This window comes from Streptomyces sp. NPDC002324 (assembly GCF_053593335.1).
On sequence record NZ_JBSFCF010000009.1, the window covers coordinates 54,414 to 69,171 of the forward strand.

The 14,758-nt window shown below is 70.9% G+C and carries 9 protein-coding genes; 1 reads left to right on the plus strand and 8 read right to left on the minus strand.

Going from position 1 to position 14,758, the window contains the following annotated elements; genetic code table 11:
• Positions 1–109: 109 nt before the first annotated feature.
• The 8 genes from topA to bldG all read right to left on the minus strand — a co-directional run bounded on the left by topA (position 110) and on the right by bldG (position 12,192).
• Positions 110–2,965 carry a type I DNA topoisomerase gene (gene topA, locus ACWCRJ_RS14745; protein ID WP_450939639.1) on the minus strand — a complete coding sequence of 952 codons (2,856 nt, stop codon included), beginning with the start codon at positions 2,963–2,965 and terminating at the stop codon, positions 110–112.
• Between the two features lie 309 nt (positions 2,966–3,274).
• Complete coding sequence (locus tag ACWCRJ_RS14750; RefSeq protein WP_450939640.1) at positions 3,275–3,472, minus strand: hypothetical protein; 198 nt, start codon at positions 3,470–3,472, stop codon at positions 3,275–3,277.
• 99 nt (positions 3,473–3,571) lie between these two features.
• Positions 3,572–5,812 carry a protein kinase domain-containing protein gene (locus ACWCRJ_RS14755; protein ID WP_450939641.1) on the minus strand — a complete coding sequence of 747 codons (2,241 nt, stop codon included), beginning with the start codon at positions 5,810–5,812 and terminating at the stop codon, positions 3,572–3,574.
• A 273-nt stretch (positions 5,813–6,085) separates the two neighbouring features.
• Positions 6,086–7,618 carry a DUF7059 domain-containing protein gene (locus tag ACWCRJ_RS14760; protein ID WP_450939642.1) on the minus strand — a complete coding sequence of 511 codons (1,533 nt, stop codon included), beginning with the start codon at positions 7,616–7,618 and terminating at the stop codon, positions 6,086–6,088.
• Between the two features lie 116 nt (positions 7,619–7,734).
• Entirely contained in the window at positions 7,735–8,340 is a 606-nt protein-coding gene (locus ACWCRJ_RS14765) for a small secreted protein (RefSeq protein WP_450939643.1), read from the minus strand.
• A 229-nt stretch (positions 8,341–8,569) separates the two neighbouring features.
• A complete protein-coding gene (locus tag ACWCRJ_RS14770) occupies positions 8,570–10,975 on the minus strand; it encodes a sodium-translocating pyrophosphatase (protein WP_450939644.1) in 2,406 nt (801 codons plus the stop codon).
• Positions 10,976–11,308: 333 nt separating this feature from the next.
• Positions 11,309–11,743: an ATP-binding protein gene (locus ACWCRJ_RS14775; RefSeq protein ID WP_046916533.1), complete on the minus strand. Its 435-nt coding sequence runs from the start codon at positions 11,741–11,743 to the stop codon at positions 11,309–11,311.
• 107 nt (positions 11,744–11,850) lie between these two features.
• A complete protein-coding gene (gene bldG / locus ACWCRJ_RS14780; RefSeq protein WP_005475923.1) occupies positions 11,851–12,192 on the minus strand; it encodes an anti-sigma factor antagonist BldG in 342 nt (113 codons plus the stop codon).
• Between the two features lie 83 nt (positions 12,193–12,275).
• On the opposite strand from bldG, the gene ACWCRJ_RS14785 reads away from it, so the two are divergent.
• A complete protein-coding gene (locus tag ACWCRJ_RS14785) occupies positions 12,276–14,750 on the plus strand; it encodes a DEAD/DEAH box helicase (RefSeq protein ID WP_450939645.1) in 2,475 nt (824 codons plus the stop codon).
• The last annotated feature ends 8 nt before the right edge of the window (positions 14,751–14,758 follow it).

Consider the following 14,758-nt stretch of genomic DNA (forward strand, 5'->3'; position numbering starts at 1 on the left):
TCCGGCCACCGCCGAGCACGGGCGCCCCGTCAGGGGCGCGGGGACTGCGCGACAAGCCACCAACAGCCCGCAGCCGCGAACGCACCCGCACCCACCCGCACCCCCCGAGCTACTGGGCGCCGCCCCCGGAAGCCGCAGCCTTCTTCTCGGCCACCTTCTTCGCCGGAGCCGCCTTCTTGGCCGCGGCCGTCTTCGAAGCTGCCGTCTTCTTCGCGGTGGCGGTCTTCTTCGCCGGCGCGGCCTTCTTCGCGGCGGTCTTGGTCGCCGTCTTCTTCGCCGGCGCCTTCTTCGCCGTCTTCTTGGCGGGAGCCTTGGCCCGCTTCTCCGCCAGCAGTTCGTACCCGCGCTCGGGGGTGATCGTCTCCACGCTGTCCCCGGACCGCAGCGTCGCGTTGGTCTCGCCGTCGGTGACGTACGGCCCGAAGCGGCCGTCCTTCACCACGACCGGCTTCGCGCTGACCGGGTCCTCGCCCAGTTCCTTCAGCGGCGGCTTGGCGGCGGCCCGCCCACGCTGCTTGGGCTGGGCGTAGATCGCCAGCGCCTCGTCGAGGGTGATCGTGAAGAGCTGGTCCTCGGTCTGCAGCGAGCGCGAGTCCGTGCCCTTCTTCAGATAGGGCCCGTACCGGCCGTTCTGCGCGGTGATCTCCTGGCCCTCGGCATCGGCGCCGACCACGCGCGGCAGCGACATCAGCTTCAGCGCGTCGGCCAGGGTCACCGTGTCCAGCGACATCGACTTGAACAGCGAGGCCGTGCGCGGCTTGACCGCGTTCTTGCCGGTCTTCGGGGTGCCCTCGGGGAGCACCTCGGTGACGTACGGGCCGTAGCGCCCGTCGCGGGCGATGATCTGATGGCCCGTCGCCGGGTCGGCGCCCAGCTCGAAGTCACCGCTGGGCTTGGCGAGCAGTTCCTCGGCGAGTTCGACGCTCAGCTCGTCGGGGGCCATGTCCTCGGGCACGTCCGCCCGCTGGTGCCCTTCCGCGTCCTTCTCGCCACGCTCGATGTACGGGCCGTAGCGTCCGACGCGCAGCACGATGCCTTCGCCGACGGGGAACGACGACACCTCGCGGGCGTCGATCGCGCCCAGGTCGGTGACGAGTTCCTTCAGCCCGCCGAGGTGGTCGCCGTCGCCGTTGCCCGCCTCGGCCGCCGCCGTGCCGTTCGAGCCCGGGCCCTCGCCGAAGTAGAAGCGCTTGAGCCACGGCACCGCCTGGGCCTCACCGCGTGCGATGCGGTCGAGGTCGTCCTCCATCTTGGCGGTGAAGTCGTAGTCGACGAGCCGGCCGAAGTGCTTCTCCAGGAGGTTGACCACGGCGAAGCTCAGGAAGGACGGCACGAGGGCCGTGCCCTTCTTGAACACGTACCCGCGGTCCAGGATCGTGCCGATGATCGACGCGTACGTCGACGGGCGGCCGATCTCGCGCTCCTCGAGTTCCTTGACCAGCGACGCCTCGGTGTAGCGGGCCGGGGGCTTGGTGGCGTGCCCGTCGACCGTGATCTCCTCTGCGGAGAGCGCGTCACCCTCGCTGACCTGCGGCAGCCTGCGCTCGCGGTCGTCCAGCTCGGCGTTCGGGTCGTCGGCGCCCTCGACGTAGGCCTTGAGGAAGCCGTGGAAGGTGATCGTCTTGCCGGAGGCGCTGAACTCGGCGTCCCGGCCGTCGGAGGTGGTGCCACCGATCTTGACGGTGACGCTGTTGCCCGTCGCGTCCTTCATCTGGGAGGCGACCGTGCGCTTCCAGATCAGCTCGTAGAGCTTGAACTGGTCGCCGGTCAGACCGGTCTCGGCGGGCGTGCGGAAACGGTCGCCCGAGGGCCGGATCGCCTCGTGCGCCTCCTGCGCGTTCTTGACCTTCCCGGCGTACGTGCGCGGCTGGGCCGGGAGGTAGTCGGCGCCGTACAGCTGCGTGACCTGGGCGCGGGCGGCCTTGATCGCGGTGTCGCTGAGCGTCGTGGAGTCGGTACGCATATAGGTGATGAAGCCGTTCTCGTACAGCTTCTGCGCCACCTGCATGGTCGCCTTGGCCCCGAAGCCCAGCTTGCGCGAGGCCTCCTGCTGGAGCGTCGTCGTACGGAAGGGGGCGTACGGCGAGCGGCGGTACGGCTTGGACTCGACGGACCGGACCGCGAACCGGGTGTTCTCCAGGGCGGCGGCCAGCGCGCGGGCGGCTCCCTCGTCGAGGTGGAGGACGTTCGCGCCCTTGAGCTGCCCGACCGAGTCGAAGTCGCGGCCCTGCGCGACACGACGGCCGTCGACGGACTGCAGGCGGGCGACCAGGGACGACGGGTCGGAGGCGTCACCGGCGCGGCCGGTCGCGAAGGTGCCGGTCAGGTCCCAGTACTCGGCCGAGCGGAACGCGATGCGCTCGCGCTCCCGCTCCACGACGAGCCGGGTCGCGACGGACTGGACCCGGCCCGCCGAAAGCCGCGGCATGACCTTCTTCCACAGGACCGGCGAGACCTCGTAGCCGTAGAGGCGGTCGAGGATGCGGCGGGTCTCCTGGGCGTCGACGAGGCGCTGGTTCAGCTCGCGCGGGTTGGCGACGGCGGCCTGGATCGCGGCCTTGGTGATCTCGTGGAAGACCATCCGCTTGACCGGGACCTTGGGCTTGAGGACCTCCTGGAGGTGCCAGGCGATGGCCTCGCCCTCGCGGTCCTCATCGGTGGCGAGGAAGAGTTCGTCGGACTCCTTCAGGAGGTCCTTGAGCTTCCTGACCTGTGCCTTCTTGTCCGCGTTGACCACGTAGATCGGCGCGAAGTCATGCTCGACGTCCACGCCGAGGCGGCGCACCTCGCCGGTGTACTGCTCGGGCACCTCCGCGGCGCCGTTGGGAAGGTCGCGGATGTGCCCCACGCTCGCCTCGACGATGTAGCCGGGGCCGAGATAGCCCTTGATCGTCTTCGCCTTGGCAGGCGACTCGACGATGACGAGTCGGCGGCCGCCCTTCGCGGTCTCGCTGGTCGGGGACAACTTCGCTCTTCTCTCCGGTCGACGCTGGGTCCCCCCAGGCTGGCGTCCCGGGGCGGGGCCCCCGGAGGCCGTTGCCTCGCACGGGGCTCGGCGGGCGGCCCGGGGGTCGGGTCATGCTGACGCTGCGGAGTGTGACGGTACATCCCGCCCCCGTGTCAAACGGGAAAAGCCCGCAACGGCCACTCGAACGGTAACCCGACTACCGCCATTCCTGCCGCCCGGTGTGTGCGGCGACATGTTCGGGGCCTATGCGGAGCGTCACATCGCGGTTACCCGGCACACCCGTCGGCCCCGGCTCCCCGAGCCCGCTCAGACGCGGGTGAGGCACCACGCGCCGAGGGCGAGAGCGGTGACCGCCGCCACGCTCGCGAGCGACGCCGACAGCGCGGGACGCACCCCTTGGGCGACCGGCTCGCCCCGGCGCAGCCGCGTCACGGTCCACACCAGCAGCCCGCCTCCGAACAGGGCGAACACCACCCCCACGAAGATCGCCGGTCCGCTCTCCATGTCCCGTCCTCCCACCCCTCGACCGCCCCGGGAGGGGAGGCTGGCACGGACGGGCGGCGGGCGCGCGAACCCGAGGTGAACGCGAGGCGTACCGTGCCCTCAGACCGAGCCGGGCGTGCGTATCTTCCCGGTCGTCCTCGACACGTCGGCGTTGCGCACCGTGCACACCACCTTGCTGAAGCCCTTCTTCCATTCGTCCTTGTCGGAGACCCATCCCGACACGATCAGGTCAGCGCCGGGCGCCCAACTCGACTCGAACCTGTTGGTGCAGAGCTTTCCGCCCTCGGCGAGGGCGCCGTCGAAGGTCATGTTGGCGGGCGCCTGGACCGATCCGACGACCTGGTCGGTGTGCGCTTCGGCACAGTCGGTCAGCGGGGCGTCGTAGCCCTTGTCCTCCCGGGTGGTGTAGTCCCAGCAGTCCCCGACGGCCATCTGCGTGGGCCACAGGTTCATGCCCACGTCACGAAGCCGGCCCACTTCGCCGCCTATCGGGACGTGCTTGCCGAGGACGAGGCATGCCGTACCGCCCTTGGCCGTGGTGAAGCCCTCCTTCGTGGGGACGAGCGCGTAGACCCCCGCGTCAGGCAGCGCCTCGGCGATCGCGTCCGCCTGGACTGCGCAGCGCCGCGCGCCGTCGGCCTTCGCGTCGGCGTGGTCCGACGCCCGTTCCACCGCCACGACCTGGCCGTCCGGCCAGTCCTCGCCGCAGTCGACCACGCCGAGGTCGGGCACCGACGTGAACGCCGCGCCCGTCCAGACCGCCTTGACGCAGTCCCCCACCTCCAGCGGCTTCTTGAGGGCCGCCCGCTCCCCGTAGGGGTACTCCGAGCCGGGCTGCGGCCCGCCCGCCTGCGAGGTGTCGGACGGCTTGGGGTCCGGGTCGCCCTGGAAGGTCACCGCGGCCCAGGTTCCGCCGCCCGCCACCAGCAGCACGGCGACCACGATCCCGACGATCGCCGCCGCGGGTGTCTTCCGTCGCGGCCCACCGGGCGGTGGCCCCCCGGCCGTCATGGTCGGGAATCCCGCGCTTCCCGGCGGCGGCGCCCCGCCGCCGTACGGGGCGGGTCGGCCGCCCCCGTACGGGTTGTAGCTGTCGTAGGGACTCCGCGGCTGCTGGCCCCGCTGCCAGGGGTCGTACGGTGCCGGGCCGCCCGCCGGGGTGTTCGGGGTGTTCGGCGCGGCGGGTGACGCGCCGGGGGTGTGCGGTGCGTACGGCGTGTGAGGCGCGCCGGGCGTGTGCGGGGTGTACGGCGTGTGAGGCGCGCCCGGTGTGTTCGGGGTGCCGCCGAGGCCGTGCTGCCCGGCGGCCACGTACCCGGGCGGCGCGCTCGCCACGTACCCCGGGGGCGCTCCGGCGGTTCCGGGACCGCCGGGCGTACCCGGTGTGCCGGGAGTGCCGGGAGCCGGTCCGAAGGAACCGGGCGCCGGCGCGGGGGCGGCTCCCCAGCCCGGCGGAGTCGGTCCGCCGCCCGCTCCGGAGGTCACCCGCTCCAGTCCGCGTGCCGCCGCCTCCGGCGAGAGCCGGCGCACCGGGTCCTTGATGAGCAGTCCGTGCAGGACGGAGGCCAGTTCACCGGCGCGGACGGGCGGCGTCGGCTCCTCCCCGAGCAGGGCAGTGAGCGTCGCGTACTCGCCGTGCCGGTCGAAGGGGCCGCGGCCCTCGACCGCCGCGTACAGCGTGGCGCCGAGCGAGAACAGGTCGGCGGCCGGCGTGGGCGGCTCGCCCCGCGCGCGCTCCGGCGCCAGGTAGCCGGGGGTGCCGAGGATGCCGGCGGTCGCGGTGAGCCGGGGTTCGTGGGACTCCGGCTGGAGGGCGATGCCGTAGTCGGTGAGCAGCACGCGTGCGTAGAGGTCGCCCGAGGCGTCGGCGGCCAACAGGATGTTGGCCGGTTTCACATCGCGGTGCAGGATGCCGATCCGGTGCCCCGCCGTGAGGGCGTCGAGAACGGCGAGCCCGATCCGGGCGACCTGCGCGGGCGAGAGCGGCCCCCGCTGCCGTACGACGGCCTGGAGGTCGATCGCGTCCGGCACGTACTCCATGACGATCCACGGCAGGCCCTCGTGCAGCACCACGTCGTGGACCGTCGCCACATGCGGGTGTCCGCGCAGCCGCGCGGCGTGCCGGGCCTCGCTGCGGGCCCGGGCGATGCGCTGGGCGGACTCGGTCGCGTCGCGCGGGACGTCGGGCAGGGAGATCTCCTTCATGGAGACCTCGCAGGCCAACTCCTCGTCGTACGCGAGCCAGACCCGGCCCATGCCGCCCGCGCCCAGGGTGCGCAGCAGCCGGTACCGGTTGTTGATGATCCTGCCCTGGCCCTGCTCCGGCGTGTCCCGCGCCATCGCGACCCCCCGATCCCCCAGAGACAGTGCGTGCCTCCCCCGAGGACACGTCGAATCCGTCTCTTGAAAATAGCTTCGCACGCACCACTGACAGGAGCCCTTTTACGTATCAATCCAGGCACAAGCAGCACACGGGGCCCAGGCGTTCCCATACGCCTCACGCGTCACGGGAAGTGGCATCGCGCGGGGCGCCAGTACGGTCACCGGACGGTCCGGAAATGGTCACCGGGCGCGCGAGGGCGGTGCGACAGCCGTGTGAAGGCTCCTCGACCCTCACCGGACCGGTTCGAGGAACCCCTGTTCGACGAGCAGCCGGATCTGGCCCGGCGTCCGGTCGCGCAGCGCCACCGCCTCCTCGCCGACGAGCTGGGCGATGGCGTCCAGGATCCGTCCCGCGCTGAGCGTCCCGTCGCACACACCGGCGAATCCCGCGCCGACCGTGTCCACCTTCGTGGCCCGGCGCATACCCCGGTTCTGACGCAGCACCACATGCTCGGGATCCTCGGCGCCGGGCAGCCCGACCTGCTCCTGGACGATCTCGGCGGTCAGCCGGAAGTGTGCGGCGAGGAGTGCCGCGTCGTCGTTGGACCGCAGGTAGTCGACGCGCGCGAAGTGCTGCCGCACGGTCTCGCCGAGCGGCTGTTCGACCGGATGCGGCCACTCCTCGACGGTGATCGAGGGCTCCGGGTCCGCAGCCGCCGTCTTCCGCAGAGAGATCCATCCGAAGCCGACGCCCTTGACCTTGCGCGACTCGAACTCGTCGAGCCAGGCGTCGTACCGCGCCCGGTACTCGGCCGCGTCAGCGCGGTGGTCACCCGCGTCCCGCAGCCACAGCTCCGCGTACTGCGTGACGTCCTGGACCTCCCGCTGCACGATCCACGCGTCGCACCCGCGCGGCACCCACGACCTCAGCCGCTCCTGCCAGTCCTCCCCCTCCACGTGCTGCCAGTTGGCGAGGAACTGTGCGTACCCGCCCTCGTTGAGCCGCTCCCCCGCCTGCGAAACGAGCGTGCGGCACAGATCGTCCCCGCCCATCCCGCCGTCGCGGTAGGTCAGCCGGGCGCCGGGCGAGATCACGAACGGCGGATTGGACACGATGAGGTCGTACGTCTCGTCGGCCCGGACCGGTTCGAAGAGCGAGCCCTGGCGCAGATCGGCTTCCGGGGCCCCGGAGAGCGCCAGCGTGAGCGCCGTGATGTGCAGCGCGCGCGGGTTGAGGTCGGTCGCGGTCACGCGCGTGGCGTGCCGCGCGGCATGCAGTGCCTGGATGCCGGAGCCGGTCCCGAGGTCGAGCGCGGAGCCGACGGCCGTCCGCACGGTGATCCCGGCCAGGGTCGTGGACGCACCGCCGACCCCCAGCACCACACCCTCGTCCCGGCTTCCGATCCCGCCGGCCCCGCCGACCGCGCACCCCAGGTCGGACACGATGAACCAGTCCTCGCCGTCGGGCCCGCCGTACGGCCGTACGTCGACGGCGGCCGCGATCTCGTCCTCGTCCTCGCCGGCGCGGACGAGCCAGCCGCTCTCGACGCACGCGTCGACGGGCAGCACACCGTCCACGCGCGCGCGGGGGACCGCCTGTTGCAACAGGAACAGCCGTACGAGCGCCTCCAGCGCCGTGTCCCCCCGCGTCGCCCTGAGCGCCGGCACGACCTCGCTGCGCGCCAGGGCCGCGTACGCGGACGCACCGAGCAGTTCGAGAAGCCCGTCGGCGGTGAAGTCGGCACCGATCAGCGCCTGACGAAGCCGCACAGCGACATCGGACCGGTCGGCGGAGGGCAGCGAAGACAGCCTGGAGTCACTCACACCGCCCAGCGTAGTCGCGCACCGCGCCCCCGCCCGGCCGCGGACGACCGTGCCGCCCCGGGCGTCCCTTCGGCCCGGGCCCGGCCACCCGCGGCGGTGCGGAACCCCGCTCGGCCTCAGCTCCCGGAAGCGGGCGCGGACACCACCCCGGAGGCGGTGGCGGACTTGCAGCTCTGCTGGTCGGCCATCGCCTGACCCACCTCGCCCTTCTCCAGCTCCTTCAGGGCGTCGCTCCCGGTCTTGCTCAGCTTCTCCAGCTCGGTGGCGACACCTTCGAGGCCGTCCGCGAACTTCGCCTGGTCCTTCGTGTTCAGCGCGTCCGACTTCTTCTTCAGCTCGCCGTAGGCCGTCGACAACTGGTTCAGCTCGGCGACCGCGGCCTTCTGCTTCTTCTCGCCTTCCTCCACACCGGGCGCCCCGGCCCGCTGAATGGCCGTGGCCATCGCCTTGTACGCGTCGGAGATGTCCTGGAAGCCCTGCGAGTCGGCCTTCTGCACGTCCGCCGGAGCGCTGTCGTCCGAGGTCTCCTTCTGGATCGAGGCGTTGGCCGCCGCGATCTTCTTGATCTGCGGCTGCACGGAGTCACAGACCTGCTTGGCCCAGGAGTTCAGCTTGTCGTTCGTCTTGTCGTCGCTGCTGCAGCCGGACAGCGCCAGTACCAGTACCGCACCGCCGGACAGTGCGGCAGCGAGCTTCTTGTTCACCGGATTGGTCCCTTCCATGGCTCTCGGCCCCGGAACATACACGCCGTATGGGCGGCACCTGTGTGCCGAGCACCCCCGGTGCACCCTTTTCCAACCATTTGCACCAAGAGAGAGAAGGCTCACGGAGAACGGCCGGCCCACACGGAAGCGGGCGGACGGCGCGTCAACACGCGCCGTCCGCCCGCCCCTTGAGCTGGGCTCTCGCGGGCCCGGTCCAGGACCCGGCCCGAACCCGGTCTAAGGCCGTCTACGAAACCACCGCTGGATCCGCCGACTTGGCCACCCGATCGGCGTTGCCTTCGTCACCCACGGCGATGCCGCGCCGCTTGGACACGTACACCGCCCCGACGATCACGGCGATCGAGGCCACCGCGATGGCGACGCGCAGCGCGACGCTCTTGTCCTCGCCATAGCTGAACTGGACGACCGCGGGCGCGATGAGCAGCGCGACGAGGTTCATCACCTTCAGCAGCGGGTTGATGGCCGGTCCCGCCGTGTCCTTGAACGGGTCGCCCACCGTGTCACCGATGACGGTCGCGGCATGGGCCTCGCTGCCCTTGCCGCCGTGATGACCGTCCTCCACGAGCTTCTTGGCGTTGTCCCACGCGCCACCGGAGTTGGCGAGGAACACCGCCATCAGCGTCCCCGTACCGATCGCGCCCGCGAGATACGCGCCGAGCGCGCCGACCCCGAGCGTGAACCCGATCGCGATCGGCGCCATCACGGCGAGCAGACCGGGCGTGGCCAGCTCCCGCAGGGCGTCCTTGGTGCAGATGTCGACGACCCGGCCGTACTCGGGCTTCTCGCTGTAGTCCATGATCCCGGGGTGCTCGCGGAACTGCCGCCGCACCTCGTAGACCACCGCGCCCGCCGACCGCGAGACCGCGTTGATCGCCAGCCCCGAGAAGAGGAAGACGACCGCGGCGCCCGCGATGAGCCCGACGAGGTTGTTGGGCTGCGAGATGTCCATCATCAGGTTCATGGGCGCGCCTTCGCCGGAGACCTTCTCGCCGACGTCGTTCGCGGCCGTGAGGATCGCGTCGCGGTACGAGCCGAAGAGCGCGGCGGCCGCGAGGACGGCCGTGGCGATGGCGATGCCCTTGGTGATGGCCTTGGTGGTGTTCCCGACGGCGTCCAGGTCGGTGAGCACCTGCGCGCCCGCGCCCTCGACGTCGCCGGACATCTCGGCGATGCCCTGCGCGTTGTCGGAGACCGGCCCGAAGGTGTCCATGGCGACGATGACGCCGACCGTGGTGAGCAGGCCGGTGCCGGCCAGCGCCACCGCGAACAGCGCGAGCATGATCGACGTACCGCCGAGCAGGAACGCCCCGTAGACGCCGAGTCCGATCAACAGCGCGGTGTAGACGGCCGATTCGAGTCCGATGGAGATACCGGCGAGGACGACGGTGGCCGCGCCGGTCAGCGAACTCTTGCCGATGTCCTTCACGGGACGCCGGGTGGTCTCGGTGAAGTAGCCGGTCAGCTGCTGGATCAGCGCGGCCAGCACGATGCCGATGGCCACCGCGAGGACCGCGAGGACCCGTGGGTCGCCGTCGTGGCCCGCGATCGCCGTGTCCGTGACGCCTTCGAGGTCGGCGTACGACGACGGCAGGTAGGCGTAGACGGCCACGGCGACGAGCACCAGCGAGATCACCGCGGAGATGAAGAAGCCGCGGTTGATGGCGGACATTCCGCTGCGGTCGGCGCGGCGGGGTGCCACCGCGAAGATGCCGATCATCGCGGTGAGCACGCCGATCGCGGGCACGATCAGCGGGAACGCGAGCCCGGAGTCGCCGAACGCGGCCTTGCCGAGGATCAGCGCGGCGACGAGCGTCACGGCGTACGACTCGAAGAGGTCGGCCGCCATGCCCGCGCAGTCGCCGACGTTGTCGCCCACGTTGTCGGCGATGGTCGCGGCATTGCGCGGGTCGTCCTCCGGAATGCCCTGCTCGACCTTGCCGACCAGGTCGGCGCCGACGTCGGCGGCCTTGGTGAAGATGCCGCCGCCGACCCGCATGAACATGGCGATGAGCGCGGCCCCGAGGCCGAAGCCCTCCAGCACCTTCGGCGCGTCGGCCGCGTACACGAGGACCACGCAGGACGCACCGAGGAGCCCGAGCCCCACCGTGAACATGCCGACGACGCCGCCGGTGCGAAATGCGATCTTCATCGCCTTGTGCGAGACGGCGGTGAGATCCTTTTCCGGCTCACCTTCCGCCGGTGTCGCTTCCCGGGCCGCCGCGGCGACGCGCACATTGCTGCGCACGGCGAGCCACATACCGATATAGCCGGTGGCCGCCGAGAACGCCGCGCCGATCAAGAAGAAGACCGATCGGCCGGCGCGCTGATTCCAGTCGTCCGCGGGCAGCAGCATGAGCAGGAAGAACACGACGACGGCGAATACGCCGAGCGTGCGCATCTGCCGCGCCAGATAGGCGTTCGCGCCTTCCTGGATCGCCGTCGCGATCTTCTTCATGCTGTCGGTGCCCTCGCCCGCCGCGAGCACCTGGCGCACCAGGACCCCGGCGACGGCGAGCGCGGCCAGCGCCACGAAGCCGATCACCATGACGATGATCCGGTTGTCGTCGGTCAGTACCGCGGCTGCGAACTCCGTGGACTGGTCAAACCTTTGAGGGGTAGAAAGCCCCGCCATTCGTCCTCCTTGACGCTTGGGCTGAGCTCAAGATGTGGACGGATTGTAGGGAGGAGATCCTGATCAAAACAGTGCGCGGCAAGCGGAATTGGCCTTCACATGCCCACCAGCAAATGATCCGCGCGCGACCACGTTACTCGAAAGAAGTAACGCCTCAAAGGCATTGACACTTGATCAATTATCACGTGATAGATCGTGAATTCCTTCACGAATTCCGCTGTTCCGATGGGCGCTGATCGGAATAGGTGATCGAAATAAATGCCGGAAAAACGCGAAGGGCCCTGCTCAGCAGGGCCCTTCGCGGTACTACTTGAAGTTGAGAAGACCGGACTGTCAGGGCAGGACGGCGACCGACAGTGTCGTCGGCCAGGTCATGCGGATCAGTCCGCCGTGCTCCCCGGCCGAGACCTCGACGTCGTCGACGAGGCCGCTGATCACCGCGAGGCCCATGTCGTCCTCCTCGATGTCGGCGTCCACGTCACCACCGGCGCCCGACGACTTGTCACCGGGCACGGCGTGCGGCGCCTCGTCGCCGACCTCGATGGAGAACTGCTTCTCCTCCTCGATCAGCGACACCTGCACCGGCGCCGAGATACCGCTGCTCTGATGCAGTCCGACGGCACGGGTGCACGCCTCGCCGACGGCCAGCCTGACCTCGTCGAGGACGGCCTCGTCCACTCCGGCCCTGCGCGCCACCGCTGCCGCCACCAGTCGGGCGGTCCGGACGTGCTCGGGCAGCGCGCTGAAGCGGAGTTCAACGGTGGCCATGCATCCCCCTCGGAACTACGGGCGTGCGGTCGGAGGGCCGGGCCCATGGGCCCGGTCCCCCTCACTTGTCTCTTGCCGTTCCGGGCACTGGGCCCGGGCGGGCGCGATCAGTCGGTGGCCGCCACCGCTTCGTCGACCGAGGTGTGAATCGGGAACACCTTGGTCAGACCGGTGATGCGGAAGATCTTCAAAATCCGCTCCTGGTTGCACACCAGGCGCAGCGAGCCCTCATGGGCCCGTACGCGCTTCAGGCCGCCCACCAGCACGCCGAGCCCGGTGGAGTCGAGGAAGTCGACGCCCTCCATGTCGACGACGAGGTGGAAACTCCCGTCGTTGACCAGCTCGACCAGCTGCTCACGCAGCTTGGGCGCGGTATAAACGTCGATTTCGCCACCGACCTCGACGACCGTACGATCGCCGACAGTACGGGTCGACAGGGACAGGTCCACGGATCCTCCAGCACCTTGCTATCGAGCGTTCGCCCCTCGGGACACCTCGGCTTGAAAGCCCCCGGGACGGTTCGCCAGCCGCGATGGCATTCAATCACTTACCGGCAGGCGTGCACGACGCCTTGGCTCCATTGTCCGTCACGCCGGTGACACACTCGATGCCGATGGCCAAGAATCACCGATCCGATCGATCCCCGACGGACACCGCTTCCAGCCCCTCGCCGGGCACGGTCCTGGACCGGCTCGCCTCGGGGCCGAGCCGGGCTTCGCGCATCACTCATACGGAGCATGTGCCCCCACGTGCGGGCCGCCATGCAGTCTGGCCCGACCGGATCCGACCGGAAGTGCTCGCCGCCGTGCAGGCCGCGGGAATCGAACATCCCTGGGCCCACCAGGCACGCGTCGCCGAGCACGCGCTGGACGGCGAGTCGGTCGTCGTCGCCACCGGCACCGCCTCCGGCAAGTCGCTCGCCTACCTCGTCCCGGTCCTCTCGCGCCTCCTGGAGGGCTCCGAAGCCCCCAACGGGCGTGGGGCGACCGCGCTCTACCTGGCCCCCACCAAGGCTCTCGCGGCCGATCAGCGACGTTCTGTGAAGGAATTTTCACAACCTCTGGGAAACGCCGTACGCCCGGCCGTGTACGACGGCGACACTCCCGTCGAGGAACGCGAATGGGTGCGCCAGTACGCCAACTACGTCCTCACCAACCCCGACATGCTGCACCGCGGCATCCTCCCCTCCCACCCCCGCTGGTCCTCCTTCCTGCGCGCTCTCAAGTACGTGGTCATCGACGAGTGCCACACCTACCGCGGCGTCTTCGGCTCCCACGTCGCCCACGTCCTGCGCCGCCTGCGTCGCCTGTGCGCCCGCTACGGCGCCGAACCCGTCTTCCTGCTGGCCTCCGCCACCGCCGCCGAACCCTCGGTCGCCGCCCGCCGCCTCACCGGTGTCCCGGTCACCGAGGTCGCGGACGACGCCTCGCCCCGCGGTGAACTGGTGTTCGCCCTCTGGGAGCCCCCGCTCACCGAACTCCACGGTGAGAAGGGCGCGCCGGTACGGCGCACGGCGACCGCGGAGACGGCGGACCTGCTGACCGACCTGGTCGTGCAGGGCGTGCGCTCGGTCGCGTTCGTACGCTCCCGGCGGGGCGCGGAGCTGATCTCGGTGATCGCCCAGGAGCGCCTCGCGGAGGTCGACCGCTCCCTCGCCCGGCGCGTCGCCGCCTACCGCGGCGGTTACCTCCCCGAGGAGCGCCGCGCCCTCGAACGCGCCCTTCACTCCGGCGAACTCCTCGGCCTCGCCGCCACCACCGCCCTGGAACTCGGCATCGACATCTCCGGCCTGGACGCCGTCCTCATCGCCGGCTACCCGGGCACCCGCGCCTCCCTCTGGCAACAGGCCGGCCGCGCCGGACGCTCCGGCCAGGGCGCCCTCGCCGTCCTCGTCGCCCGCGACGACCCCCTGGACACCTTCCTGGTCCACCATCCCGAGGCCCTGTTCGACCAACCGGTGGAATCGACGGTCCTCGACCCCGACAACCCGTACGTACTCGCCCCCCATCTCTGCGCCGCCGCCGCGGAGCTGCCCCTCACCGACGAGGACCTCCCCCTGTTCGGACCCGCCTGCGAGGAACTGCTGCCGCAGCTGGAGGCCGCGAAGCTGCTCCGCCGCCGCGCGAAGGCCTGGCACTGGACCCGCCGCGAGCGGGCCGCCGACCTGACCGACATCCGGGGCCAGGGCGGCCGCCCCGTCCAGATCGTCGAGACCGGCACGGGCCGGCTCCTCGGCACGGTCGACGCGGGCGCCGCCCACACCACCGTCCACGAGGGCGCGGTCCACCTCCACCAGGGCCGCACCTACCTGGTGCGCGAACTGGACCTGGACGACTCCGTCGCCCTCGTCCAGCAGGCCGACCCGCCCTATTCGACCGTCGCCCGCGACACCACCTCCATCTCCGTCCTGGAGACCGACACCGAAATCCCCTGGGGTGACGGCCGGTTGTGCTTCGGCTCCGTCGAAGTCACCAACCAGGTCGTCTCCTTCCTCCGTCGCCGCCTCATCACCGGCGAGGTGCTCGGCGAGTCCAAACTCGACCTCCCTCCCCGTACGCTGCGCACCCGGGCGGTCTGGTGGACCGTCACCGAGGACCAGCTGGACGCGGCCCGGATCGATCCCGAGATCCTCGGCGGCGCCCTGCACGCCGCCGAACACGCCTCGATCGGCATGCTGCCCCTGTTCGCGACCTGCGACCGCTGGGACATCGGCGGCGTCTCGGTCCCGCTCCACCCGGACACCCTGCTCCCGACCGTCTTCGTCTACGACGGCCACCCGGGCGGCGCGGGCTTCGCCGAGCGCGCCTTCCACACCGCGCGCGCCTGGCTCACCGCCACCCGCCAGGCCATCGCCTCCTGCGAGTGCGACGCCGGCTGCCCGTCCTGCATCCAGTCCCCCAAGTGCGGCAACGGCAACGACCCGTTGCACAAACGGGGCGCCGTACGGCTGCTGACCGAACTGCTCCGCGCAGCACCCGACGCTCCACCGGAAGACCGGGCGCCTTGAGGGACCGG